Genomic DNA, 24,107 nt, shown 5'->3' on the forward strand with positions numbered 1-24,107 from the left:
GCCGGAGCAACGCCGGGTTGCCCATCGAGGGCGACAGCCGCTCAGGGAAAGAGGGTCAGGTCCGGTGCTCACGCGAGTTCGACGAGTTCCGCGCGGTCGACAGCGCCTCGGGAGCAGCCACCTTGACCAACACCGTGGACCGTGCAGCGACAGGCATCTCCCGCCAGCCCCTCACCTCACCGCTCGAACGGCGGCGCGGAGGGCGGGGGTTGCCCGGATTCAGCCGGGAATCGTGATCCGGTCGTCGATCGCGGCGGCGGCGATGTCGGTGCGGTGCTGCGAGCCAGCCAGCTTCACCCCGCCCATCAGCGCGTACGCGGCGTCGCGCGCGGCGGCCAGGTCGGGGCCGGTGGCCGTACCGCAGAGAACCCGGCCGCCGGCGGAGAGCAAGGCGCCGTCGCTGGCCCGGCGGGCGGTGCCCGCGTGGATGATGCCCGGCCGATCCGCGCCGGTGATCACGTCGCCGGTGTGCGGCGCGACCGGGTAGCCCGGCGAGGCCAGCACCACTGTCACCGCGCTGCCGTCCCGCCAGCGCAGCGGCGGATGCTCGGCCAGCGTGCCGGTGGCCGCCGCGTGCAGCAGCCCGCCCAGTGGGGTCTCCAACAGCGCGAGCACCACCTGCGTCTCCGGGTCACCGAAGCGCGCGTTGAACTCGATCACCCGAGGGCCGGCGGCGGTGATCGCGAGCCCGACGTAGAGCAGGCCGGCGAACGGGGTGCCCCGGCGGCGCATCTCCGCGAGCGTCGGGTGGACCACGTCGCGCATGACGTCGTCGACCAGGCTGGGCGGGGCCCAGGCCAGTGGCGCGTACGCGCCCATGCCGCCGGTGTTCGGCCCGGTGTCGCCGTCGCCGAGCCGCTTGAAGTCCTGTGCCGGCAGGAGCGGCAGGGCCGCCTCCCCGTCGGTGATCACGAAGAGGCTGACCTCGGGGCCGTCGAGGAACTCCTCGATCACGACCCGTCCACACTCGGCGGCGTGCGCCAGAGCCGCGGAACGGTCGTCGGTCACCACCACGCCCTTGCCGGCGGCGAGACCGTCGTCCTTCACCACGTACGGGGCACCGAACTCGTCGAGCGCACGGGCGGTGCTCTCCTCGTCCGTGCAGACGTACGCCCGGGCGGTCGGCACGCCGGCGTCGGTCATCACGTCCTTGGCGAACGCCTTCGAGCCCTCCAACTGAGCGGCCGCACCGGAGGGGCCGAACACGGCGATCCCCTTGGCGCGTACGGCGTCGGCGACCCCGGCGACCAGCGGCGCCTCCGGCCCGATCACCACCAGGTCGGCGGATGTCTCCACGGCCAGCGCCGCCACCGCGGCCGGATCTGAGGCGTTCACGGCCCGCAGCTCAGCCACGCTCGCGATCCCCGGATTACCGGGCGCGGCGATCAGCGCGGAAACCCCCGGATCGCGCACCAACCCGAGCGCGAGCGCATGCTCCCGCCCGCCACCACCCACCAAAAGAACCCGCACGACCCCAGATCCTACTGTCCCCCTCCCGAGCCTTGTTGATCATGAGGTTGGCGGGTCTTTTAGTGATCCACTAAGCCGTCAACCTCATGATCGACGGGAATGAGCGGCTGTGATCGCCTGGCGGACCGTATGGGGGATGTAGTCGGGGCGGAGGGTGTCCTGCCAGGTGAAGCGGAGGATGGTCCAGCCGGCATTGACCAGGCGGTTCTGGCGGCGGCGGTCCGCGAAGACAGCCTCAGGTGTGGCGTGCGCGTCTCGGCCGTCCGCTTCGGCGATCACCCTTGGACCGCGCCAGCCCAGGTCGCCGATGCCCAGCAGATACCCGTCATCGTCGCGCACCTCCAACTGGAGGGTGTCCGGCGGAACCCGCCCGTCGACGCATCGCAACCGAGAGCGGGTCTCCAGTGGCGACTGTGCCCGACCATCGGCCTCGGCAAGGTAGACACGTGCGGCGACCGCGCCTCGCCGACCTCGGATCAGCGCCGGGATGGTTGCCAGGCACTCGGTCGTGAGTAACCCCCGGTTGAGCGCGGAGTCGAGCACCGAGACCGCCGCGTAGCGACGTTCCCGCAAGATGATCTCGGCAACGGTCAGACGTGGCTCCGTGGCCGCGACCCCGTTCACCTGCATCACCGCACTTGGAGCCCGTTCGAGCTGATGCAGAACGATCGCGGGATCCGACACCCGCGCCAGCTTGGCCATGCGACCCGGCAGCCCCACATGTATCTCGTCCCGACGCGGCAGTCCGGCGATGCCGTGCAACTCGGCCGCCGTGCCGAACACCGCGTGCGCGTGCGGGCCCAGCGAGAGCAATGCGGCACGAATACGACACCGGCGAGCAGGTGGTGCACTGCGGCCATGCGTCAGATAGACCGCACGAGCGAGCGGCCACCAACGGCCCACAGCCACCAGATGATCGATATCGTGTCGGCTGAATCCGGCTTTCTGTGCCTGCGCTCGAGTGATCAAGCCATCCTGGGCGGCCGCAATCGAGCGAACAAGGTCTGCGCGATCCACAAGAACCACGCTGACCGTCCATCCAGCCAGCCACCACCCCTGTGGATAACCCTGTGGAAAACAGCCCTCTCCCCCGCTGCGCGTGATCATGAGGTTGACGGGACCTTTGTAGATCGAATAACCCGTCAACCTCATGATCACCGGGGCGAGCGGGGGGTGGGGTGGGGTGGGGTGGGGGGTGGGGGGACTGTTAGGGGAGGAGGGGGTGGAGGATTACGTTTTCTTCTCGGCCTGGGCCTACGCCTACGACGCTGACCCTGGTGTTGCAGAGTTCCTCTACCCGGGCGATGTAGCGGCGGGCGTTCTCCGGCAGGTCCTCGGCGATTCTCGCCTTGGTGATGTCCTCCCACCAACCGTCGAGTTCCTCGTAGACGGGCGTGGCGTGGTGGAAGTCCGTCTGGCTCATCGGCATGTCGTCGACCCGGACGCCGTTGATCTCGTAGCCGACGCAGAGCGGCACCTTGGGCAGGCCGGTGAGCACGTCCAGCTTGGTGATGACCAGGTCGGTGACGCCGTTGAGGCGGCAGGCGTACCGGGCGACGACCGCGTCGAACCACCCGCACCGACGCTCCCGCCCCGTGGTGGTGCCGTACTCCACACCGACCTTGCGCAGGTGCTCGCCGCTGGCGTCGAACAGCTCGGTCGGGAACGGTCCCGCGCCGACCCGGGTGGTGTACGCCTTACTCACCGCGATGACCTTGTTGATCGCGGTCGGCGGGATGCCGGCGCCCACACAGGCACCGCCGGCGGTCGGGTTCGACGAGGTCACGAAGGGGTACGTGCCGTGGTCCATGTCGAGCATGGTGGCCTGCGCACCCTCCAGCAGCACCGTGTCGCCCCGGTCCAGGGCGTCCCAGAGCATGGCCCGGGTCTCCGCGATGTACGGCTTGAGCCGCTCGGCGTACTCCAGGTACTCGTCCACGGTCGCCTCAAGGTCGATCGCCTTGCGGTTGTAGACCTTGAACAGGATCTGGTTCTTCTCGCGCAGGGCGAGTTCCAGCTTCTTGCGCAGGATGCCCGGGTCGAGCAGATCCTGGAGCCGGATGCCGATCCGGGCGACCTTGTCGCCGTACGCCGGGCCGATGCCCCGGCCGGTCGTGCCGATCCGCGACGAGCCGAGGTAACGCTCGATCACCCGGTCCAGTGCCCGGTGGTGCGGCATGATCAGGTGCGCGTCGCCGGAGATCCGCAGCCGGGACACGTCGACGCCGCGCTCGGCCAGGCCGTCGATCTCGGCGAGCAGCACCTTCGGGTCGACCACCACACCGTTGCCGATGACGATCATCGCGTTCGGCGAGAGTGCGCCGGACGGCATCAGGTGCAGCGCGTACTTCTGGCCGTCTGGGGTGATCACCGTGTGGCCGGCGTTGTTGCCACCGGAGTAGCGCACGACGTAGTCGACCCGCTCACCCAGCAGGTCGGTAACCTTGCCCTTGCCCTCGTCGCCCCACTGAGCGCCGATGAGCACGATCGCTGGCATCTTTTCCGCCTCCAGAAGGCTCGGGTGCCAGGTGGCGACCGGTTGGCGAGCCCGGGGTGTCAGGTTAACAAGTAATGACGGCGTGGCCGGCAGGGGTCGCGTCGAGAGGCAGGAGGCTCCTTCCGTGTACGACGTGGTGCTGCTCACCCTCGGTTCGGAGCGGGACGCTCCCGGGGGCTGTGGCAGCGGAGGGGCCTGCTGCGGCGGCGCGACCGAGGCCGCCACCGACCCGACGAGCCAGACCGAGACCAGCCAGGCCGACACCGGCCAGGCCGACACCGGCCAGGCCGACACCGGCCAGGCCGAGACCAGCCAGGCCGAGACCAGCCAGGCCGACACCAGCCAGGCCGACACCAGCCGGACCGACACCGGTAAGACCGACACCGGCCGGACCGACACCGGCCGGGGAGCCCGGGCCGGCGGCGACACCGAGCGGTGCGCCACCGAGCGGCCACGGGTGCCGGTGCTGGCCTGCTCCGACGCGCTGATCGCCCGGGGCGCGCGGGTGGAGATGGTCACCGCCCGCTCCGACGCGGAGATCGACGCGGTGTTGGCGCGGCTCGACGGTCCGGCCCGCCCGGATGGCCTCACCTGGCCCGACCTGGACGGCAAGACCCGGCTGGTCGTCGCCACAGCCAGCGACGGGCAGTTGCGCGCCGTGCTGCGCCGGCTGGTCCGGCGGTACGCGCCAGCGCCGAGCAGGCGTCCGGCGGATCTGCCCGGCAACCGGACCCTGCCCGACCTGCCGCCGGTGGCCGTACTCCCGCTCGATCCGGCCCGTGGCGGCACCCACCGGGACCTGGCCGCGCAGCTCGGGCTGCCGCGTGACCCGGCGGCGGTGGCCGCCGCGGTGGTGGATGGCACGGTGCGCCGACTCGACCTGCTGCGCAACGACGGTGGATCGGTGACCCTGGACGGCGCGCTGCTCGGTGCCGCCGACGACGCCGGCCGGCCGCTGCACTGGCGGGCCCGGGTGGAGGTGGACGACACCGTCCTCACCAACGGTGACGAACCGCTGTTGGCGTGCCTGGTCGGCAACGCCGGCGGGTACGCGACGCTCGACGACGTGACGCTGCTGACCGCACCGGACCCGGCCGACGGCCAGATCGAGGTCGCGGTCGCCGTGCCGGTGGTCGTCCGGTCGGCGCTGGGCCGCAAGCGGGTACGCCTCGAGGTGCGGCGAGCCCGTGGGCGGGCCGTTTCGGTGCTGCCCCGGGAGGGGAAGGTCCCCTACCTCGACGATGGTGTCGAGGGTGAGCTGACCCGGAAGCGTTCCTGGTGGATCGAGCCGGGCGCCTGGGCGGTCTGGTCGAGCTGACCCTGCCGGTGTCGAAGGGCTGGCCCGGCTGAGCGGCCGGCCCGGCTGCGCCGACGGCCCCTTCTCGGCGGATGGGCCTATCCTCGCAGGAGGACTGGGAGGGGCCGTAATGGACGAGAACGCCGACCGGGCACAGGTGCACGGCCAGCAGCCGGTGCCAGAGCGGGACATCGAACCACTCTGGCCGCCGGATCCCGCCGACCGCGGCGCGGGTAGCGCGGTGCCGCCGTGGGCGGCGGTCACCCAACAGCGGGGTGCGCCGTCGTCGGTCGCGCCCGGGCCGGTGACTCCGCCGGTGGCCGCACCGCCGACCGGCCGGTCGCCGGTTCCCGGTCAACCCGGGGCCCCGGCCCAGCCACCGCCTTCGCCGTCCGACTATCCGTCGCTCACCGGTGCCGTCCCGATGCCGGGCGGCTGGGGCGGCAGTGGCTCGTCCGCCGCCGCGTCCGGCTGGGCGCCAGCACAGCCGAGTTGGCCGCCGGCCGACCCGACGGCACCAACCGCCGCGTCGACACCGCCCGCTCCCCCGGCAACCGGCACGCCGCCCACACCGGGCACGCCGGCTACGCCGCTCGCACCGGGCACGCGGCTCACGCCGGCTACGCCACTCACACCGGGCACGCCCCCGGCACCGGGCACGCCTCAGAGCGACACGCCGCCTACCGCGGGCAAGCCAGCAGCACCAGCCATGCCCCCGACTGGCGCGCCGCTCACACCAGGCAGGCCGGCGACCGGCACGCCAGCGGCACCAGGCACGCGAGCGTCCGACACGCCAGCGGCACCAGGCACGCCGCTCGCACCAGGCACGCGAGCGACCGACGCGCCAGCGACCGGCACGCCAGCAGCACCAGCCTCAGCAGGGACAGCCGGCGCTCCCGCGAGCACCGCCGCCGGGGCGACCAACGGCGTACGCAACGCGACCAGCACCGCCGCCGGGGCGACCGGCAGCGCACCCGGGGTGGCGCGGGCGCAGGCCGGCGACCGGGGTCCGACGGGCGTCGCTGCCGCACCCATCCCCCCGGGCGGTGTCGACCTGGACCTGCCGTTCACCCTGGATCGCCCCGCCGCACCCGCGACGCCCACCGACCAACCCACCACAGCCCTCACACCCACCGCCCGCCCGACCAGCGCAGGCCCGACCGACGCAGCCCCGTTCTCCGCAGGCCCGACCAGCACAGGCTCGACCAGCACAGGCCCCACCAGCACAGGCCCCACCAGCACGGGCCCGACCGCCACAGGCCCGACCGCCGCAGGCTCGACCAGCGCAGGCTCGACCAGCGCCGGGCCCGCAGCGGCAGGACTGGCGTCGCAGGCCGACGGACCCGGGGACGACGGGCCTGCCGTCGGGGCGGCGCGGCTCGTCACCGAGTCGCCGTGGGCGTATCCGCCGCAACGCCCCTCCGGACCGCCCGCGCCGGCCCACGACCAAGCCGCCACGGCGACGCCCCCGCTTCCCGCCCCGCCCGACCCGCAGCCGCCGCACCCGGGTCCGTCGTTCACCCCGACGACTCCCGGTCCGGCCGGTCCCGGGCACATTCCGCCGCCGCCCGACCTGACGCAGTTCGGCAACCTGCCACAGGCTCACCAACAGGCCGGGCCGGCGACCCCACCGCCCGGGCCGTTCCCACCGTCTCCGGGGTGGTACCCGCCGCCGTGGCAGCAGGGCGCGCCCGGCGTCCAGCCTGGGCAGCCCTACCAGGAGGCCGAGGGGGTGACCCGGGTGCCCACCGCCGGGTACCCGGATGCCGCCGCGTATCCGGACGCGAGCTGGACGCCGGAGGAGACGGCGGTACCGACCGCCGAGGACTTCAGCCGGCGCCGGCAGGTCCGGCCCGTCGACCCGGTGGCGACCATGGGCGTACGCGCGATGGTCAACCGGACGGGGCTGCTCCGGCTCTCTCCGGGGCGGCACGAGCAGGAGCTCAAGCGGGACATCGAGATGGTGCGCCGCAACTTCGGCGGGCTGCGACAGGTGACGGTCGTCAACCCGAAGGGTGGTGCCGGAAAGACGGTGGCCATCCTGCTGCTCGCGATGACGTTCGGCCAGAAGCGCGGTGGCTACGTGCTGGCCTGGGACAACAACGAGACCCAGGGCACCCTCGGGATGCGCGCCCAGCAGGATTTCCACTCCCGCACGGTGCGGGACATGCTGCGGGATCTCGGGCAGTTCCAGGGCGCCCACGGGCGGGTCGGTGACCTGTCGCAGTACGTCCGTTCGCAGGGCGAGGGCATGTTCGACGTGCTGGCGTCGGACGAGTCGGCCACCGGCGGCGAGATGCTGACCGCCGCCGCGTTCGCCGAGATCCGCGAGGTGGTCAGCCGGTTCTACAAGCTGATCTTCGTGGACACCGGGAACAACGTGCGGGCGCAGAACTGGCAGGCGTCGATGGACGCCACCGACCAGTTGGTGGTGACCATGTCGGCTCGTAACGACTCCGCCGAGACCGCCGCCCGGATGCTCGACCACCTGGAGCAGAGTGGCCGGCAGCGGCTGGTCCGCCAGGCCGTGACCGTGGTGTCGATGCCGCCGTCCCGCAAGGAGATCGACCTGCCGGCCATCCAGGAGCACTTCGCGGCGCGTACCCGGGCGGTGTTGCTGGCCCCGTACGAGCGGCTCATCGACACGGGTGAGCCGATCCGGTACGGAGGGCTGTCCACGGCCACCCGGGACGCCTGGCTGAAGATCGCTGCGGCGGTCGCCGAGGGGCTGTAACCCGCCGACGGCCGGCCCGGAGTCGGGCCGGCCGTCGGAGCGGGTCAGTTACTGGCCAGCGCGTCCGCCGCTTCCGGGTCGCAGTCGCGCAGGAACTGGGCGCAGCGGGCAGCCTCGTCGGCCTCACCGATCTCGTCCGCCGCTCGGGACAGCACGTAGAGGCAGCGGAGGAAGCCCCGGTTGGGCTCGTGTGACCACGGCACCGGGCCGTGCCCCTTCCAACCGCTGCGGCGCAGCTGGTCGAGGCCGCGGTGGTAGCCGGTGCGGGCGTAGGCGTACGCGGTCACCACCTGGCCCTGCGCGAACGACCGGGCGGCAAGCTCCGCCCAGCCCGCACTGAAGGTCGGGCAGTCGGCCGCCACGCTGGCGAACGCCTCGTCGGTGCCGGCCTGCTCGGCGGCAGCCAGGGCGGCGTCGGCCTCGTCGTTCGCGGGCAGGCGGGTGGCCGGTGGCTCTGGCAAAAGGTTCTGCATCGCCCCATTCAACCCGCTGGACAGGGCGACACGCGAGCGGGTCGGCCGACGCGTTCCACTGAACGGCTGAGGAGTTGGTCACGCCTGCGGCCTATGCCGCCGCCGGATCTTTTCCACTACAACTAATGGTCCGGAGCCTCCCCAGGAACCGGTAACGCAGGAGCCCGGTGGCCTCGGTCACCGGGCTTCTGTCGGTCGCACCCCAGGCCCGAGGTTTGGCCGGCCCCGGCGCAGGGGCAGGATGGCCGGGTGCCGACCCCACCTCCCGCGGACGTCATCGAGCCGCACCTGCACACCGACGAGATCCAGACCCGCGACGAGTTCGATCGGCAGTTGGCCACCGGCCGGTTGACCGGGCTGACCGTGCAGGGCCTGCGCCTCGACCTGGCGCCGGTGCCCGACCTCACCGGCATCGAGGTCGCCGGCACGCTCTTCGTGGGCTGCCGGTTCGCCTCCCGGGGCGTCGGGGCCGACCTGGTCCGGCGCGGCGCGAACGTGGTGCCACCGTTCTCGGGGCTGCCGTACCCGACCCAGCCGGCCCACCTCTACACCCCGGAAGACCTGGCCGCCGGGTTCGTCGAGGGCGGGTTCACCGGGATGTACGACACCCGGGTGTACGACCACTTCCGGGCGCACGGTGGTGCGCTGCCGGACGTCCGGGAGGCGCTGGGTCAGCGGCTGCACGATCACGGCGTGGACAATGCGCTGGCCGACGCCACCCGGGTCTGGCTGGCCCGACACGGACCGCAGTCGGTGGTGGGCATCATGGGCGGGCACGCGGTGCGGCGCGGCAGTCCCGCGTACCGGATGGCTGCCGTGCTGGGGTGGGAGCTGGCGCGGGCCGACCGCCTGGTGGTGACCGGCGGCGGTCCGGGGGTGATGGAGGCCGCGAACCTGGGCGCCTACCTGGCGGACCGGCCGGCGGCCGAGTTGACCGGGGCGATCGACCTGCTGGCCGGCGCTCCCGACTTCACCGACCACCACCGCTACACGGCCACGGCGTTGGCGGTGCGGCAGCGGTACGCGGGCGTGCCCCGGCAACGTGGTGACGACCTCGCCTGGGCGCGGGCCGGTGGGCTGGCCATTCCGACCTGGCTGTACGGGCACGAGCCGGCGAACCTGTTCGCCGGTCGGATCGCGAAGTACTTCTCCAACGCGATCCGGGAGGACACCATCCTGCGGCTCGCCCGGGGCGGCATCGTCTTCGCGCCGGGGCGGGCGGGCACGGTGCAGGAGGTGTTCCAGGCGGCCACGAAGACCTACTACGGCACCGACGGCGCCAGTGGGGCGTACATCTTCCTGGACCGCGGCTACTGGACGCAGGAGCTGCCGGTGGAGGCGTTGTTGCGTCCGCTGTTGGCCGCGTCCCCGTTCGGTGACCTGTCGTCGACGATCCATCTCACCGACGACGTGCACGAGGCGGTCCGCCTGCTCACCGCGTGAACGACGACGGCCGGCTCCCCGCGCGGGGAGCCGGCCGTCGGTGGTACGTCGTTACTTGGTCATCGTCGTGCCGGTGGAGCGCAGGTGCTCGCACGCCTCGACGACCCGGGCGGCCAGGCCGGCCTCGGCGGCCTTGCCCCAGGCGCGCGGGTCGTACTGCTTCTTGTTGCCGACCTCGCCGTCGATCTTCAGCACGCCGTCGTAGTTGCGGAGCATGTGGTCCGCGACGGGCCGGGTGAAGGCGTACTGGGTGTCGGTGTCGATGTTCATCTTCACCACGCCGTAGTCCAGAGCCTCGCGGATCTCGCTCAGCAGGGAGCCGGACCCGCCGTGGAAGACCAGGCTGAGCGGCTTGTCCTTGCCGTACTTGGCGCCGACCGCCTCCTGGATCTGGTTGAGGATCTCCGGACGGAGCTTGACGTTGCCCGGCTTGTAGACGCCGTGCACGTTGCCGAAGGTCAGCGCCGCCATGTAGCGGCCCTTCTCACCGAGGCCGAGCGCCTCGACCATGGCCAGGCCGTCATCGGTGGTGGTGTAGAGCTTGTCGTTGATGGCGTTCTCGACGCCGTCCTCCTCGCCACCGACGACGCCGACCTCGATCTCAAGGACGATCTTGGCCTTGGCGGCCTCGTCGAGGAGCTGGGCGGCGATCTGGAGGTTCTCCGCGACCGGCACGGCCGAGCCGTCCCACATGTGCGACTGGTACAGCGGCTCCTCGCCGCGCTTCACCCGCTCCTGCGAGATGCCCATCAGCGGACGGACGAACTTGTCCAGCTTGTCCTTCGGGCAGTGGTCGGTGTGCAGGGCGATGTTGACCGAGTACTTCTTGGCGACCTCGTGCGCGTACGCGGCGAACGCCACGGCGCCGGTGACCATGTCCTTGATCGAGGGGCCGGACAGGTACTCGGCGCCACCGGTGGAGACCTGGATGATGCCGTCGCTCTCCGCGTCGGCGAAGCCCTTGAGCGCCGCGTTCAGCGTCTGCGAGGAGGTCACGTTGATCGCGGGGTACGCGTACCGGCCAGCCTTGGCGCGGTCCAGCATCTCCGCGTAGGCCTCGGGGGAAGCGATGGGCATGTGATGCGCTCCTTACTTACCACTCTCGGCCGTGCTGGCCGCTGTTGTTCACTTGTGCGCCGGACCGCGCTGTCCTCCGCCCGGCAGTATCCCGTAGGTGGGGTGTGCCGGAACAACCGACCCGGGTGCTAGCCGTTCACCGCCGGTCCAGGTTGTCCGGCACGATGACGCTGATCAGCCAGGTGACCACTGTCATCACGATGGCTCCCCAGAATGCCGCCCAGAAGCCGTCCACCTGGAACGGCAGGTCGAGCCCTCGGGCGATCCGGTCGGTGAGCAGGAACAGCAACGCGTTGACCACAAGCGCGAACAGGCCGAGGGTCAGCAGGTAGAACACGCAGCCGACCACCCGGATGATCGGTTTGAGCACCGCGTTGATCACACCGAAGATCAGTGCCACCACGATCAGGGTGAGCACGGTGTTGCCGCCGGAGCGGCCGTGCACGTCGACCCCGGGCACGATGAGCGTGGTTATCCACAACGCGATCGCGGTGATCGCCAATCGGATGAGGAAGCCCACGGCACCATCCTGGCACCGGGTCGCGTCCGCGAGGGCTGATTCCGCCACTCCGCTTCCGGGCACGGGGCCCGTCCAGCCCGTACGGTGGGTGGGAACCGTGCCCCGAGACCCCCGGGAGAGACGATGGGTCAGCCCGATGAGGACTTCACCCCCGGCGACCACCTCGCCCCGGACGAACGCGACCCCGAGGCGGAGCCGGCGGACGCCGTCGAGCAGGCGACAGTGGCCGGCCCCGTCGACGTCGACGGTACGCCGCAGCGCGGGTTGGAGGTCGACGACTGGGACGCGATGGAGCAGGCCCGGGTGGTGACCGGCGACGAGGACGACTACCGCTGACCCGTCGGGAGGGTCGGCCGCCCGTTGCGACTGAGCTGGTCAGCCTTTCGGTTCGTTAGACAGTCATCAATCTGACAGGGCTGCCGGAGGAGCCGGGGTCTGCCTAGGTTGGACGGGCGCCACCTGCATTCCACGGGAGGACCCATGCTCAAGCATTCGCTCCGCTGTCTGGCTGGGCTCGGCCTCGCGGGCGCGTTGGTCGCGGCCTCCGCCACCCCGGCCGTCGCCGCTGCCGACATCGAGCCCTACTTCCAGGACACCACCCTGGCCGCCGGCTCGACGAAGACCACCCGCCTGCTCCTGTACGCCGACGAGCCGACGACCCTCAACGAGGTCTCCGTGCGGTACGACTACCGCTCCCTCGCCAGCAAGATCACCATCGCCCCCGCCGATGGGCAGGAGTGTGCCGCACCGGAGCCCGGCGTTCTCGTCTGCGAGGAGCGCTTCGGCGTCTCCCTCAGCGAGCTGCCGCCTCTCGGCAGCGGGATCTACCGCGGCGTGACCGGGCGGGTGAACATGGCCGCCACCCCGGGCGCGCAGCTCGGCGACTCTGGTGACGTCGTGGTCAGCTTCCAGGCCGCTGGCGGGCAGCGGGGCAGCCACACCTCGCGGGTCCGCGTCGGCGAGGGGGTGGACCTGGCCGGCGGGCCGTTCACCACCCACTCCTCCCGGCCTGGTGGAAAGGTCAGCGTGCCGCTGGCCGTCTCCAACGCCGGCAAGCAGACCATCAGGGGCTTCGTCGCAGTCTTCGAGCTCTCGTACTCGGTTCGGGCCAGGGACCGGTTCAGCAACTGCCTCTACTCCGGCGACCACCTGGTCTCCTGCGAGTTCGACGAGGAGATTCCGGTGGGCGAGGGGGTGTCCACGACGCTGAACCTCGAACTCGCGAGGGACACCTACGCCCCCAGCAACCAGGGCGGCTCCGCCGAGTTCATGACCAGGGCCGACTTCGAAGACCTGACCCGCGTACGGGAAGCCGTCGGCGGCCGAGCTGCCACGGGTGGCAACGGTCCGAAGCTGACCCTCACCGAGGCGTCCAACCGGGTGCGACAGGCCGACCAGACCGACGTCGGTCCGGGCTACGACTACACGGGTTGGACCATCACGGTCGCCGGCAGGAACGGCACCGACCTCGCGGCGATCGGCGACACGCTCAGGGGCCGGGCCGGTGCCGTCGTCACGGCGACCGTCGGATTCCGGAACAACGGCCCGGCGACGCTCGACAAGGTGAACGCGGACGGGGAGGCCGCCACCCACACGGTCGTCGAACTGCCGCCCGGCACCACTGCCGTCGGGGTTCCCGCGGGCTGCCAACTGCGGCCGGGCACCCGGACGTACCAGTGCGCCTCCGAGATGCTCCTGGTGGCCGGGAAGACCTACACCATGGATTTCCGGCTGCGCATCGACAGGGTCGTCCCCCACTCCCGGGGCACGGTCCTGGTCAACGCGCCCTGCGAATGCCCCGGCGGCGGCACCTTCGAGGACGACATCAGACCGGCCAACGACAGGGCCACGATCGTGGTCAACGCGGCTCAGAGCGGTGGCGGTGGCGGCGGCCAGGGTGAGGGCAACGATGGCGGTGCTGGCGGTGGCGGTGGGTCACTGCCCGTCACTGGTCACCCCACCGGCCCGGTCGCCGGCATCGGTGCTCTGCTGCTCGTCGCCGGGGTGGCCGTCTGTCTGCTCGCCCGGCGGCGCACCTCCCGCTTCGTCGCCTGATCCCACCCCGCACCACCGGTGCCCCGCCGACCACCCCGGTCGGCGGGGCACCGTCGTCGGGGCCTCGCACGTCGCGGGCGGGTGGTGCGGGCCGGTCCGGCGCGGCACCAGACCTGGACTTCGGTACCCTTTGTGGCCGTGGACACAGCTGAGACGACTCGCGCTCTCGTGGAGAGCGTCGCCCTGAACCCGCTCGATCCCAAGGAGCTCCTGCAAACCTTCGGGCTGATCGGTGTGTGGGTGATCCTCTTCGCCGAGACCGGCCTGCTGGTGGGCTTCTTCTTCCCGGGCGACTCGCTGCTGTTCCTCGCCGGCGTCGCCGCGTCACCGGTGGCGGACGCGATCTTCGGCGACGGCACCCGCCTCAACCTGGCCGGCCTGCTGATCGGCGGGCCGATCTGCGCGATCATCGGCGCCCAACTGGGGCACTGGCTCGGCGCCCGGTATGGCCGGCCGATGTTCGAACGGCCAAACTCCCGGCTCTTCAAGAAGGAGTACGTGGAGAAGGCCGAGTACTACTTCGAGAAGTTCGGCCCGGCAAAGGCCGTGGTGCTGGCGCGCTTCATTCCGATCGTCCGCACGTTCCTCAACCCGGTCGCGGGAGCGCTCGGCATGCCGGCCCGGACGTTCCTGCTCTGGAACATCGTCGGCGCGGTGCTCTGGGTGGACGGCATCCTGCTGATCGGCTACCTGCTCGCGGAGCAGATCTACGACGCCATCGGCGACAAGATCGACCGTTACATCCTGCCGGTGGTCGCCCTGATCATCCTGATCTCGGTGTTGCCGATCTTCTTCGAGTTCCTTCGCGACCGGCGCGCTCGTAAGCGCGGCGAGGCGGTCGCGGTGGTCGCGGCGGCCAGCGCCGCCGGTGCGGTGGAGGCGGCTCGCGAGGCGTTCGACCACGAGCGGCACGAGCACGACCGGCGGCGCCCGGAGCACGGCCAGGACCGCTGAACCCGCGTACGACGACGGCCGGCCCCCTGGCGAGGGGGTCGGCCGTCGGCATGTCGGGCCCGACCTCCGGCGGTGCGGCCGGGGACGAGCAGGTGTTACCCACCGGTGGCGCCACCCCTGGCTCGCCACCGGACGCCGTCCCGACGCGGGACGGCGTGCAGCGCCTACGTCAGCGGGCCTTCTTGGTGGCCCGCTTACGCGGCGGGGTCAGCAGGTCGGCGATCGTCGCGATCGCACTCGGGACGAGGCTGTAGTACGCCCAGACACCGCGCTTCTCCCGCTGCAGCAAGCCCGCCTCGGTGAGGATACGCAGGTGATGACTGACCGTCGGCTGAGAGAGGCCGAGCGGCGCCGTCAGGTCACAGACGCACGCCTCGCCCTCTGGGGCCGACTGGATCAGGCTGAGCAGCCGCAGCCGAGCAGGATCCGCAAGGGCCTTGAGGACCCCGGCGAGACGCTCGGCATCGGCACGTTCGATCGGCTCGCCGTTAAGCGGCGAGATCTGAGGCATAGTCATTTCGGCCAACGCAGTTCCCACGTATTCCATCCTTCCACCAGCAGCATCGATCCGCCTGCATATCAGCAGATCCGAATCGGCAAACTTTTACGCCACAAGGCCGAGGTCAGCCAACGTATAGGCTGCCCGGTAAGGCAATCCGGCGGCTCGCACCGCGTCGCCGGCCCCTCGATCAACAATAACCGCCACGCCCACGACTTCCGCCCCGGCCTCGCGAAGCGCCTCGACAGCGGTCAACACACTTCCGCCCGTCGTGGACGTGTCTTCCACCGCCAACACCCGGCGGCCGGCCACCTCCGGTCCCTCGATCCGTCGCTGCAGACCGTGTGCCTTGCCCGCCTTGCGCACCACGAAGGCGTCCAGGGCCCGGCCGGTCGGAGCGGCGGCGTGCAGCATCGACAGCGCGATCGGGTCCGCGCCCAGGGTGAGGCCACCGACCGCGGCGTAATCCCAGTCGGCGGTGAGGTCGAGCAACACCCGGCCGACCAGAGGAGCGGCCTGGTGATGGAGCGTGACGCGCCGCAGATCCACGTACCAGTCTGCCTCACGTCCCGAGGAGAGCACGACCCGCCCGTGGACCACGGCCAGGTCGGTAATGAATTTGCGCAGGTCGTCGTGGTCCCCCATGGCGATAGAGGTTACTGCGCAAGTCTGGACGGCGTGTGCGGGGTCCACCCTGATCAGCCCGGTGAGGGACCGATGGTTGGCAATGTTCGACTACCCTCAGCGACTGGCCTGATAGCGGCGCGCCAACGCCTCGGCAACGACGACCGGGGGCCGGTGGGCCGGTCGGGGCTCAGTGCTCGTCGCGGCCGATCCGGCCGCGCGTGTCCCGGGCGATCAACTCGACCAGCCGACGTGGCGCATGCCGCATGCCTGCGACGGCCACCTTGTACTTCCAGGCCGGGACACTGACCATCTTGCCTTTGCCCAGGTCACGCAGGGCTTCGTCGACCACGTCCTCGGCCCGCAGCCACATCCACCCGGGCGTCTTGGACATGTTGATGCCGGCCCGTTGATGGAACTCCGTGCGGGTGTAGCCGGGGCAGAGGGCCATCACCCGGACACCGAACGGCCGCGCCGACAAACCAACTGACTCACTGAAGTTGGTGACCCATGCCTTGCTGGCCGAGTACGTCGAACCGGGCATCGTCGTGCCGAACCCGGCAACCGAAGAGACATTTATCACTGCCCCATTTCGGCGTTCGGTCATCGGTTGCAACGCCGCCAGGGTCAGCCGCATGACCGCGTGCACGTTGAGCCGCAGCAGGCGCGCCTCGTCCTCCGCGGTCGAGCGCAGGAACGGTTTGTTGAGGCTGACCCCGGCATTGTTGATCAGGAGGTGCACCGGGCCGCCGTCGGTGAGCCGTCGCTCCACGATGGCGCACCCGTCGTCGGTGGACAGATCCGCCGCGATCGTCTCCGCCTCGTGACCGTGGGTGGCACTCACCTCGGCGGCCATCTCCGCCAACCGGGCCGCGTCGCGGGCGACAAGCACCAGGTGCCAACCGTCGGCGGTCAGCCTCCGGGCGAACGCCGCACCGATGCCGGCGGTGGCCCCGGTGATGAGTGCTCGACGCTCGGCAGTCGTGGGGTCGAGCGGCACGGGGCGGTTCCTCACCTGGGCGGGTACGGAGGCGCGGGCGGCGCCGGTGGGGCGGACGTGAACGCGGGTGGTGCGGATGGTGGAGTCGGCGCGGTCGAGCGGCGGTGACCGAACCAGGCGTTCGCCGCGGGCAGGGCCAGCAGCACGGCTACTACAAGGTAACCGAGCACCTGCCCGATGGAAAGCCCGGCGTTGAGCGGGATCCACCAGGACGGGTACGCGTCGCCGACCAGGCCCAACAACTCGGCGAGAGACTGGTCGTCGGCACCCAACTGCAGTGGCGCGGCCCGTTCACCGACGAGCACCGCCACGCTGCAACAGCCACCGAGCACGCCGAGTCCACTGATCACCCAGGTGGCCACGCGGGCACCGTTGCGGGCCGCCACGAGCCCGAGGGCCAGACCGGCGAGCACCGGCACGGACAGCGCCGCCAGCACCGCCGACAGCACACAGGACGCGCGAAGCAGGGTCACCACGTCGTCGATCTGCTCCGGGCTCGCCGCGGTGTCGCGGGCGGCGGAGCGGAACGCGTCGACGGTCCCGCCCAGCACCAGCAGGTCGACCACGGTGTACGCGAGCGAGGCCACCGCCATCACCCACAGCACGGACGCGGCGATCAGGACGATGGCGGGCCGGCGGGCCGGTGCCGATTCGGGGTACGACACGACGAATCCCTCCGGTAGGCGTCGGGTTGCAACCTACTCGGAGGGATCGTCGGCGTCGTGCTTATCTGGCGGTCAACTCGTCGACGGTGGGGTTGACCCGGGCCGGTCCGCGGGCGGCGTGTCGTCCGGCCGACCCGCCGCCGGCGGGTAGTTCGGCTCCCCACTCGACGGATAGCCCGGCTCACCGGACGACTGCGGGTAGCCGGGCTGACCCGGGACCTGCGGGTTGCCCGGGTAGCTGGCACCCGGTGCCGGCGGCTCCCAGGCCGTGGTGGCCTTGCGGAAGAACGGGTTGGCCTTCGGCAGCGCCAGCAGGACCAGCGCCGTGACCAGCGCGATCAGGCTGAGCACACCGAGCAGCAGGCTGACCGGGGTCACCCAGGAGGGCAGGGCCTCCTCCAGGCGGCGCTGGATCTCCTCCGGGCTGGGACCGTCGCCGGTGCCGCCACCGGTGTTGAAACCGCCGCCCGCGTTGCTGAGCAGGCCACCGCCCACGCAGCAGACCATGATGCCGCCGACGATCCAGGTGGTGATCCGGGCGCCGTTGCGGCCCTGGTTGTTGAACAGGGCCAGCACGCCCAGCGCCACCGCGAGCAGCAGCAGCAGGACGCCGCCGCCCAGGCCGATGGCGACGAAGACGTCGGCCACCTGGTCGCCGTCGGTGCTGCTGCCCTCGTACGCGGCGCGGAGCGCGTCACGCGTCTTGCCGAAGGTGGTGAGCGAGATGATCAGCGTGATCACCTGGAGCGCCAGGAACAGGAAGAGCAGGTAACTGGAAATCGACACAACTGATGGCCGCTGACGGGCCGGCGTGCTCTGGGAATCGACCATGATTCTCCTTCCCTCAGATCGCCCACACCGTATCGGCAACCGGCCGTTTCGGCATGCCGTGGTGAGCCGGCGCGCCCACCCGCCATCGGCTCAGCGCTCCCCGGATCTGGGAAGGATCGTCAGGTCGGCGGGGGCGAGCAGGTCGCCGCGGGCCACCCGCCAACCCTCCTCGCTGTACGCCTCGAAGGAGAGCCGCGCGGTGCCGCCGGACTGGTAGTCGTGGTAGCGCATCGTGCCCGCCGCCGGCAGTCCGGTCTCCTCGGTGGCGGTGTAGCGCGCCTGCCCCGTCTCGGCCCAGGTGTAGCGCCGCCGACCGAGGTCGATGGTCGGGGCACCCGGGGTCACGCTCGCGCCCGGCTCGGCCGTCCAGAGCACCAACTCCAGTTCGGGGCCGTTCTCCACGGAGAGCCGGTAGCGGGTGCCGGACCCGTCGTCGAGCAGGTGCTGCACCCAACTCCAGGCCCCCTCGACCAGGCGGATGGTGCCGCTCACGGCGTACTCCCGCTCGCGGATCCGCACGCGGTCGCCCAGGCCCAGACGGAGCGGATCGCCACGCGGTGGCTCCGCCGGCCGGGCGTCCGACGACCGCCCGCCGGACCGGGCCGTCGCCGACCGCCGGATCCGCACGACGATCACGATGACGACCACCGCGAGTACGGTAAGCGCCACCACCAGGTACGTCACTGACCTGCCCACCCGACCATCTCCCCAGGTACCTCGGCGCAGACGGTAACAATCCTCGGCTCCGGTGGGACCCGTACCGTGACCGACAGCTCAGCTACCGACGGCAGCCGTGGCGTCGCCTGTTGTGCACGATCGCACTGTGGACGGCCGGGTGGGCGCTGGTTCGCCCGTGTCCGCAGATGGATCAAAGTGTGGCGAGCCGCTGGCTGGCGTAGGCGCCAAGGGTCTCGCGGCCCAGCACGCAGCCGACGAAGGTGGTGAACTCGCTCGGGTCGTCCCGCAGAGCCGTCCAGGCCGCCCGAGCCGCCGTCGGGTCGACCCGTTCCAGCAGCGTGGCCGCGTACGCTCGGCCGGCGGGCGTACCGTCGGCCAGCACCCGGTCGAGTTGCCGACGGACCTCCTCGGGGTGGTCGTCGACGGCTGCGGAAACCCGCTCGTACGCCTCCGTCACCGGCAGCAGGGCCCCGGCGATGCCGACCCCACCGAAGGCGAGCGTGTCAGCCGCGACCAGTGTGTCGACAGCCGCACCAAGTTCCCGCTCCCATTTCTTCCCCATCCCAAACATGCCCCCACTCTTTCCCCACCCACCCCGCTTCGACCCCGCTGATCATGAAGTTATTGCCCCGACACGTCGTGCAGCCCGGCAACAACTCCATGATCAACGCGCGGGGAAGCGTCAGGCGGGGGTTACCGACAGGGTGTTGGTTTGGGGGTTCTGGTCCACCTTCACCGTTTGGCCGTCTCGGATCTGGCCGGACAGCAGGGCCTTCGCCAGCTGGTCTCCGATTGCGGTCTGGACCAGCCGCCGCAGTGGGCGGGCGCCGTAGATCGGGTCGTAGCCGTGCTCGGCCAGCCAGGTCCGGGCGGACTCGGTGATGTCCAGGCCGAGCCTGCGGTCGGCCAGTCGCCGCCGCATGCGGTCCAACTGGATGTCGACGATGGCCCGCAGATCGTCCCCGCGCAGCGAGGCGAAGACCACGATGTCGTCCAGCCGGTTGAGGAACTCCGGCTTGAAGTGCGACCGGACCACGGCGAGCACACCCTCGCGGCGCTGCTCGTCGGCGAGCGTCAGGTCACCGATCACCGACGACCCGAGGTTGGACGTGAGGATCAGGATCGCGTTGCGGAAGTCGACGGTACGGCCCTGGCCGTCGGTGAGCCGGCCGTCGTCGAGCACCTGGAGCAGCACGTCGAAGACGTCCGGGTGGGCCTTCTCCACCTCGTCGAGCAGGATCACCGAGTACGGCCGACGCCGCACCGCCTCGGTGAGCTGACCACCCTCGTTGTAGCCGACGTAGCCCGGCGGGGCGCCCACCAGTCGGGCGACCGAGTGCTTCTCGCCGTACTCGCTCATGTCGATGCGGACCATCGCCCGCTCGTCGTCGAAGAGAAACTCGGCGAGGGCCTTGGCCAGCTCCGTCTTGCCGACACCGGTGGGGCCGAGGAAGAGGAAGCTGCCGGTCGGGCGATCCGGGTCGGCGATACCGGCCCGCGCGCGGCGTACCGCGTCGGAGACCGCCCCGACCGCCTCGGCCTGGCCGACCACCCGGCCGCCCAGCGACTCCTCCATCCGCAGCAGCTTGGCCGTCTCGCCTTCCAGCAGCCGGCCGGCGGGGATGCCGGTCCAGGAGGCGACCACCGCGGCGATGTCGTCCGCGCCGACCTCCTCCTTGAGCATCGCGCCGTCGGCCTGGAGCTGGGCCAGCTCCTCCTCGGCCTGCTTCAGCTCGACCCGGAGTGCGGGGATCCGGCCGTAGCGCAGCTCGGCGGCGCGCTCCAACTCACCGTCGCGCTCGGCCCGTTCGGCCTCGCCGCCGAGACGCTCCAACTCCTCCTTGGCGGTGGAGAGCTTGGTGATGTGGCTCTTCTCGGTCTGCCAGCGCTCGGAGAGCACGGTGAGCTGCTCGTGCTTGTCGGCCAACTCCTTGCGCAGCCGCTCCAACCGCTCGGCGGAGGCGGCGTCCGGCTCCTTCGCCAGGGCCATCTCCTCGATCTCCAACCGGCGGACCGCCCGCTCAATCTCGTCCACCTCGACCGGACGGGAGTCGATCTCCATCCGGAGTCGGGACGCGGACTCGTCGACCAGGTCGATCGCCTTGTCCGGCAGGAACCGGTCGGTGATGTAGCGATCCGACAGGGTCGCGGCGGCAACCAGTGCGGCGTCGGTGATCCGTACGCCGTGGTGCACCTCGTAGCGCTCCTTGAGGCCGCGCAGGATGCCGATGGTGTCCTCGATCGTCGGCTCGCCGACGAGCACCGGCTGGAAACGACGCTCCAGCGCCGGGTCCTTCTCGATGTGCTCGCGGTACTCGTCAAGCGTGGTCGCGCCCACCATCCGCAGCTCGCCGCGGGCCAGCATCGGCTTGAGCATGTTGCCGGCGTCCATCGAGCCCTCGCCCTTGCCGGCACCGACGACTGTGTGCAGCTCGTCGAGGAACGTGATGACCTGCCCGTTGGAGTTCTTGATCTCCTCCAGGACGGACTTCAGCCGCTCCTCGAACTGGCCCCGGTACTGTGCGCCGGCGACCATCGCGCCGAGGTCCAGCGAGATCAGCTTCTTGTCGCGCAGCGACTCGGGCACGTCACCGGTGACGATCCGCTGGGCGAGGCCCTCGACGATCGCGGTCTTGCCGACGCCGGGCTCGCCGATCAGCACCGGGTTGTTCTTCGTACGCCGGGAGAGCACCTGGATGACCCGACGGATCTCGGAGTCCCGGCCGATGACCGGGTCGATCTTTCCGTCCCGGGCGCTGGTGGTGAGGTCGACGCCGTACTTGGTCAGGGCCTGGTAGGTCTGCTCCGGGTCGGCGGTGGTGACCCGGCGGTCCCCACCGCGAACGGTCGGGAAGGCCGCGACCAGGGCCTCCTCGGTGGCGCCGGCCGCCTTCATCGGGTCGGACACCGCGCCGCCGACCCGTGCGAGACCGGCGAGCAGGTGCTCGGTGGAGGTGTACTCGTCGCCCAGCGGCCGGGCGATCTGCTCGGCGGCGCCGATGGCGTTGACGAACTCGCGAGCCAACGTCGGCTCGGCGATGCTCGAACCGCGGGCGGCCGGCAGGGCGTCGACCGCGCGCTGGGCGGCCCGGCGCAGCTCGGCGGGGTCGGCCCCGACGGCGCGCAACAGGCCGGTGGCGGTCGAGCCCTCGGTGTCCAGCAGGGACAGCAGCAGGTGCCAGGGCTCCACGGTGGCATGGCCACGCTGGTTGGCCAGCGCGACGGCGCCCGTGATGGTCTCGCGGCTCTTGGTGGTGAGTTTTTCGGTGTTCATGGGCTCCCCCGGATCGGCGTTGTCCACTGAGAAGGACACAACCAGAGTTGAGCGTATTCCACTCAACCTTAGCGCTGTGACGCCCATCACGCCCGACGGCGCCACCGCCAGTCGAACTCCCCGGCGGCCGGGGGCGGGCCGGGCAGCGGGTCCGCGTCCGACACCGTCGAGAGGCCGGCCAGCAGCACCGCGAGCTGCCGGCGGCGCAACTGCCCGGTCCGCTCCACATCCGGTACGCGCACCGCCGCACACGACTCCAACAGCAACCCCAGATCGTGTACGACCGCGTCGGGGCGCAACCGCCCACTCGCGCGGGCCCGCTCGAACAGGGCGGCGGCCAACTCGCCGGCACGCACCGCGTCCCGCCCCATCTCCTCGGTCGGCGTGAAGGTGCCGGCCAGATGGACGGTGAGCGAGTGCACGTCGGCGTCGACCACCCGGGTCAGGAACCCCGTGAACGCGGCCCAGTCGTCCGGCTCGGCGAGGGCCGACTCGGCCTCGGCCACGTACCGGCGCAGCCCGTCGTGGCAGAGCTGCCGCAACAGGTCCTCCTTGCCCGCGTACCGCCGGTAGAGCGCGCTGATGCCGACGCCCGCGCGTTCGGCGACGGCGGCGATCGGCGCCTTCGGGTCGTCGAGGAAGACCGCCCGCGCGGCTTCGAGGATGACCTCGTCGTTGCGGGCGGCCTGGGCGCGGCGGCCGGCCAGCGCTTTTCCGGAAGTTGGCATGACCTCAGCCTACCAGTGGAACGGATCGTTCCGGTCTGCTACTCTGATTGCAGAACGAAACATTCCGTTCCGAAGGAGTTCCGAGATGACCGGCACCGCGATCCGCCCGTTCCGCGCCGAGATCCCGCAGACCGCCCTCGACGACCTGGCCGCCCGGCTCGGCCGCACGAACTGGCCCGCCGACCTGCCCGGCACCGGCGACACCTACGGGATGAGCACCGATCGGGTGCGCGCCCTCGCCGACCGGTGGCGCGACGGTTTCGACTGGCGGGCCGTCGAGGCCCGGCTGAACGCCCACCCCCAGTTCGTCACCGAGATCGAGGGCGAGCAGATCCACTTCCTGCACGTCCGGTCCTCCCGGCCGGACGCCACCGCCCTGGTGCTCACCCACGGCTGGCCCGGCTCGGTCCTGGAATACCTGGACGTGATCGCCCCGCTCACCGAGCCCAGCGACCCGGCCGCACCGGCCTTCCACCTGGTCATCCCGTCGCTGCCCGGCTTCGGTTTCTCCGGGCCCACCCGCAGCGCCGGCTGGAACCGACACCGCACCGCCCGCGCCTGGGCCGAGCTGATGAACCGCCTGGGGTACGACAGCTACGGCGCAATCGGCAACGACGCCGGCTCGATGATCGCACCGGAGCTGGGCCGGATCGATCCGGAGCACGTGCTCGGCGTGCACGTCACCCAGCTCTTCTCGTTCCCCTCGGGCGACCCGGCCGAGTTCGCCGACCTGTCCGAGGCGGACCAGGCGGCGCTCGCGCACCTCCAGTGGTTCTACGAGAACAAGTTCTCCTTCAACCAGGTGCACAGCCAGCAACCGCAGACCCTGGCGTACGCGCTGGCCGACTCCCCGGTCGGGCTGCTCGCCTGGAACGCCCAACTCTTCGACGAGAGCCTGGACGCGGACTTCGTCCTGGCCAACGTGGCCCTCTACTGGTTCACCGGCACGGCCGCGTCGGCGATCCGGTTCTACTGGGAGGACGCCCACGCCGACCAGCAGCCGACCGGGCCGACCACCGCGCCGACCGCGCTGGCCATGTTCCCCGGCGACTTCCAGTCCATCCGCCGATTCGCCGAGCGGGACCACGCGAACATCGTCCGCTGGACGGCCTACCAGACGGACATCGAGGGCCGCGGTGACGTCGGCGGCCACTACGCCGCCCACCAGGCCACCGACGTCCTGGTCACCGACATCCGCGAGTTCTTCGCCAGCCTCCGCTGACCATCGCGTCGCCAGGGGTGCCCGCCCCGCTCGCACCGGGGGCGGGCGCCGACGCGTCCGGCCTCT

The 24,107-nt window shown here is 71.2% G+C and carries 23 protein-coding genes; 7 read left to right on the plus strand and 16 right to left on the minus strand.

Going from position 1 to position 24,107, the window contains the following annotated elements; translation table 11 throughout:
- Positions 1-219: 219 nt before the first annotated feature.
- The 3 genes from purD to ACGFIW_RS10370 form a co-directional block, all read right to left on the minus strand.
- On the minus strand, positions 220-1,470 hold the full coding sequence (gene purD, locus ACGFIW_RS10360) for a phosphoribosylamine--glycine ligase (RefSeq protein ID WP_393312637.1): 1,251 nt from the start codon (positions 1,468-1,470) through the stop codon (positions 220-222).
- Between the two features lie 84 nt (positions 1,471-1,554).
- Complete coding sequence (locus ACGFIW_RS10365) at positions 1,555-2,622, minus strand: hypothetical protein (protein WP_393312805.1); 1,068 nt, start codon at positions 2,620-2,622, stop codon at positions 1,555-1,557.
- Between the two features lie 55 nt (positions 2,623-2,677).
- Positions 2,678-3,967, minus strand: a complete 1,290-nt coding sequence (locus ACGFIW_RS10370; RefSeq protein ID WP_393312639.1) for an adenylosuccinate synthase — start codon at positions 3,965-3,967, stop codon at positions 2,678-2,680.
- A 124-nt stretch (positions 3,968-4,091) separates the two neighbouring features.
- Between ACGFIW_RS10370 and ACGFIW_RS10375 the strand changes: the two genes are divergently transcribed.
- On the plus strand, positions 4,092-5,285 hold the full coding sequence (locus ACGFIW_RS10375) for a diacylglycerol kinase family protein (protein WP_393312641.1): 1,194 nt from the start codon (positions 4,092-4,094) through the stop codon (positions 5,283-5,285).
- Positions 5,286-5,660: 375 nt separating this feature from the next.
- Here the strand turns inward: ACGFIW_RS10375 and ACGFIW_RS10380 are convergent, their stop codons facing one another.
- The gene (locus ACGFIW_RS10380) at positions 5,661-5,879 is read right to left on the minus strand and encodes a hypothetical protein (RefSeq protein WP_393312643.1); all 219 of its coding nucleotides are present in this window, start codon (positions 5,877-5,879) and stop codon (positions 5,661-5,663) included.
- A gap of 94 nt (positions 5,880-5,973) precedes the next feature.
- Between ACGFIW_RS10380 and ACGFIW_RS10385 the strand changes: the two genes are divergently transcribed.
- Positions 5,974-7,998 carry a chromosome partitioning protein gene (locus ACGFIW_RS10385; RefSeq protein WP_393312645.1) on the plus strand — a complete coding sequence of 675 codons (2,025 nt, stop codon included), beginning with the start codon at positions 5,974-5,976 and terminating at the stop codon, positions 7,996-7,998.
- A gap of 44 nt (positions 7,999-8,042) precedes the next feature.
- On the opposite strand, the gene ACGFIW_RS10390 is transcribed toward ACGFIW_RS10385, so the two are convergent.
- A complete protein-coding gene (locus ACGFIW_RS10390; RefSeq protein ID WP_393312647.1) occupies positions 8,043-8,471 on the minus strand; it encodes a DUF3151 domain-containing protein in 429 nt (142 codons plus the stop codon).
- Positions 8,472-8,720: 249 nt separating this feature from the next.
- Here ACGFIW_RS10390 and ACGFIW_RS10395 point away from each other — a divergent pair, with 249 nt between their 5' ends.
- A complete protein-coding gene (locus ACGFIW_RS10395) occupies positions 8,721-9,914 on the plus strand; it encodes an LOG family protein (RefSeq protein WP_393312649.1) in 1,194 nt (397 codons plus the stop codon).
- A gap of 51 nt (positions 9,915-9,965) precedes the next feature.
- Here ACGFIW_RS10395 and fbaA read toward each other — a convergent pair whose 3' ends face one another.
- Together fbaA and ACGFIW_RS10405 are read right to left on the minus strand one after the other, a co-directional pair.
- A complete protein-coding gene (gene fbaA / locus ACGFIW_RS10400; RefSeq protein WP_393312651.1) occupies positions 9,966-10,991 on the minus strand; it encodes a class II fructose-bisphosphate aldolase in 1,026 nt (341 codons plus the stop codon).
- 136 nt (positions 10,992-11,127) lie between these two features.
- The gene (locus tag ACGFIW_RS10405; RefSeq protein ID WP_357066511.1) at positions 11,128-11,511 is read right to left on the minus strand and encodes a phage holin family protein; all 384 of its coding nucleotides are present in this window, start codon (positions 11,509-11,511) and stop codon (positions 11,128-11,130) included.
- A 123-nt stretch (positions 11,512-11,634) separates the two neighbouring features.
- Here ACGFIW_RS10405 and ACGFIW_RS10410 point away from each other — a divergent pair, with 123 nt between their 5' ends.
- From ACGFIW_RS10410 to ACGFIW_RS10420, 3 genes are all read left to right on the plus strand, one after another.
- Complete coding sequence (locus tag ACGFIW_RS10410; protein ID WP_357555143.1) at positions 11,635-11,847, plus strand: hypothetical protein; 213 nt, start codon at positions 11,635-11,637, stop codon at positions 11,845-11,847.
- Positions 11,848-11,991: 144 nt separating this feature from the next.
- On the plus strand, positions 11,992-13,566 hold the full coding sequence (locus ACGFIW_RS10415; RefSeq protein ID WP_393312653.1) for an LPXTG cell wall anchor domain-containing protein: 1,575 nt from the start codon (positions 11,992-11,994) through the stop codon (positions 13,564-13,566).
- Between the two features lie 132 nt (positions 13,567-13,698).
- The gene (locus tag ACGFIW_RS10420) at positions 13,699-14,520 is read left to right on the plus strand and encodes a DedA family protein (RefSeq protein ID WP_393312655.1); all 822 of its coding nucleotides are present in this window, start codon (positions 13,699-13,701) and stop codon (positions 14,518-14,520) included.
- Positions 14,521-14,689: 169 nt separating this feature from the next.
- Here ACGFIW_RS10420 and ACGFIW_RS10425 read toward each other — a convergent pair whose 3' ends face one another.
- The 9 genes from ACGFIW_RS10425 to ACGFIW_RS10465 all read right to left on the minus strand — a co-directional run bounded on the left by ACGFIW_RS10425 (position 14,690) and on the right by ACGFIW_RS10465 (position 22,819).
- Complete coding sequence (locus tag ACGFIW_RS10425) at positions 14,690-15,067, minus strand: helix-turn-helix transcriptional regulator (RefSeq protein ID WP_030332125.1); 378 nt, start codon at positions 15,065-15,067, stop codon at positions 14,690-14,692.
- Positions 15,068-15,124: 57 nt separating this feature from the next.
- Complete coding sequence (gene pyrE / locus ACGFIW_RS10430; RefSeq protein ID WP_393312657.1) at positions 15,125-15,664, minus strand: orotate phosphoribosyltransferase; 540 nt, start codon at positions 15,662-15,664, stop codon at positions 15,125-15,127.
- A gap of 169 nt (positions 15,665-15,833) precedes the next feature.
- On the minus strand, positions 15,834-16,643 hold the full coding sequence (locus ACGFIW_RS10435) for an SDR family NAD(P)-dependent oxidoreductase (protein WP_393312659.1): 810 nt from the start codon (positions 16,641-16,643) through the stop codon (positions 15,834-15,836).
- A gap of 11 nt (positions 16,644-16,654) precedes the next feature.
- Complete coding sequence (locus ACGFIW_RS10440; protein WP_393312661.1) at positions 16,655-17,308, minus strand: hypothetical protein; 654 nt, start codon at positions 17,306-17,308, stop codon at positions 16,655-16,657.
- A 72-nt stretch (positions 17,309-17,380) separates the two neighbouring features.
- Positions 17,381-18,139 carry a hypothetical protein gene (locus ACGFIW_RS10445; RefSeq protein ID WP_393312663.1) on the minus strand — a complete coding sequence of 253 codons (759 nt, stop codon included), beginning with the start codon at positions 18,137-18,139 and terminating at the stop codon, positions 17,381-17,383.
- A 90-nt stretch (positions 18,140-18,229) separates the two neighbouring features.
- Positions 18,230-18,835: a DUF4178 domain-containing protein gene (locus ACGFIW_RS10450; protein ID WP_393312665.1), complete on the minus strand. Its 606-nt coding sequence runs from the start codon at positions 18,833-18,835 to the stop codon at positions 18,230-18,232.
- Between the two features lie 172 nt (positions 18,836-19,007).
- The gene (locus tag ACGFIW_RS10455; protein WP_393312667.1) at positions 19,008-19,388 is read right to left on the minus strand and encodes a hypothetical protein; all 381 of its coding nucleotides are present in this window, start codon (positions 19,386-19,388) and stop codon (positions 19,008-19,010) included.
- A 111-nt stretch (positions 19,389-19,499) separates the two neighbouring features.
- Positions 19,500-22,091, minus strand: a complete 2,592-nt coding sequence (gene clpB, locus ACGFIW_RS10460) for an ATP-dependent chaperone ClpB (protein ID WP_393312669.1) — start codon at positions 22,089-22,091, stop codon at positions 19,500-19,502.
- Between the two features lie 86 nt (positions 22,092-22,177).
- Positions 22,178-22,819 (minus strand): TetR/AcrR family transcriptional regulator, encoded by a 642-nt coding sequence (locus tag ACGFIW_RS10465; protein ID WP_393312671.1) that lies wholly within the window; start codon positions 22,817-22,819, stop codon positions 22,178-22,180.
- A gap of 85 nt (positions 22,820-22,904) precedes the next feature.
- Between ACGFIW_RS10465 and ACGFIW_RS10470 the strand changes: the two genes are divergently transcribed.
- Positions 22,905-24,041 carry an epoxide hydrolase family protein gene (locus ACGFIW_RS10470; protein WP_393312672.1) on the plus strand — a complete coding sequence of 379 codons (1,137 nt, stop codon included), beginning with the start codon at positions 22,905-22,907 and terminating at the stop codon, positions 24,039-24,041.
- The last annotated feature ends 66 nt before the right edge of the window (positions 24,042-24,107 follow it).

Source organism: Micromonospora sp. NPDC048935 (genome assembly GCF_043197875.1).
Taxonomy (GTDB): domain Bacteria; phylum Actinomycetota; class Actinomycetes; order Mycobacteriales; family Micromonosporaceae; genus Micromonospora.

What these genes read in the sequence shown, in the direction of transcription:
- clpB (WP_393312669.1), bottom strand. Translation starts at nt 22,091, where the DNA reads ATGAACACCGAAAAACTCACCACCAAGAGCCGCGAGACCATCACGGGC.
- pyrE (WP_393312657.1), bottom strand. Translation starts at nt 15,664, where the DNA reads ATGGGGGACCACGACGACCTGCGCAAATTCATTACCGACCTGGCCGTG.
- ACGFIW_RS10415 (WP_393312653.1), top strand. Translation starts at nt 11,992, where the DNA reads ATGCTCAAGCATTCGCTCCGCTGTCTGGCTGGGCTCGGCCTCGCGGGC.
- ACGFIW_RS10465 (WP_393312671.1), bottom strand. Translation starts at nt 22,819, where the DNA reads ATGCCAACTTCCGGAAAAGCGCTGGCCGGCCGCCGCGCCCAGGCCGCC.
- ACGFIW_RS10390 (WP_393312647.1), bottom strand. Translation starts at nt 8,471, where the DNA reads ATGCAGAACCTTTTGCCAGAGCCACCGGCCACCCGCCTGCCCGCGAAC.
- fbaA (WP_393312651.1), bottom strand. Translation starts at nt 10,991, where the DNA reads ATGCCCATCGCTTCCCCCGAGGCCTACGCGGAGATGCTGGACCGCGCC.
- ACGFIW_RS10470 (WP_393312672.1), top strand. Translation starts at nt 22,905, where the DNA reads ATGACCGGCACCGCGATCCGCCCGTTCCGCGCCGAGATCCCGCAGACC.
- ACGFIW_RS10385 (WP_393312645.1), top strand. Translation starts at nt 5,974, where the DNA reads ATGCCCCCGACTGGCGCGCCGCTCACACCAGGCAGGCCGGCGACCGGC.
- ACGFIW_RS10445 (WP_393312663.1), bottom strand. Translation starts at nt 18,139, where the DNA reads ATGGTCGATTCCCAGAGCACGCCGGCCCGTCAGCGGCCATCAGTTGTG.
- ACGFIW_RS10365 (WP_393312805.1), bottom strand. Translation starts at nt 2,622, where the DNA reads ATGAGGTTGACGGGTTATTCGATCTACAAAGGTCCCGTCAACCTCATG.
- ACGFIW_RS10410 (WP_357555143.1), top strand. Translation starts at nt 11,635, where the DNA reads ATGGGTCAGCCCGATGAGGACTTCACCCCCGGCGACCACCTCGCCCCG.
- ACGFIW_RS10455 (WP_393312667.1), bottom strand. Translation starts at nt 19,388, where the DNA reads ATGTTTGGGATGGGGAAGAAATGGGAGCGGGAACTTGGTGCGGCTGTC.
- ACGFIW_RS10425 (WP_030332125.1), bottom strand. Translation starts at nt 15,067, where the DNA reads ATGGAATACGTGGGAACTGCGTTGGCCGAAATGACTATGCCTCAGATC.
- ACGFIW_RS10370 (WP_393312639.1), bottom strand. Translation starts at nt 3,967, where the DNA reads ATGCCAGCGATCGTGCTCATCGGCGCTCAGTGGGGCGACGAGGGCAAG.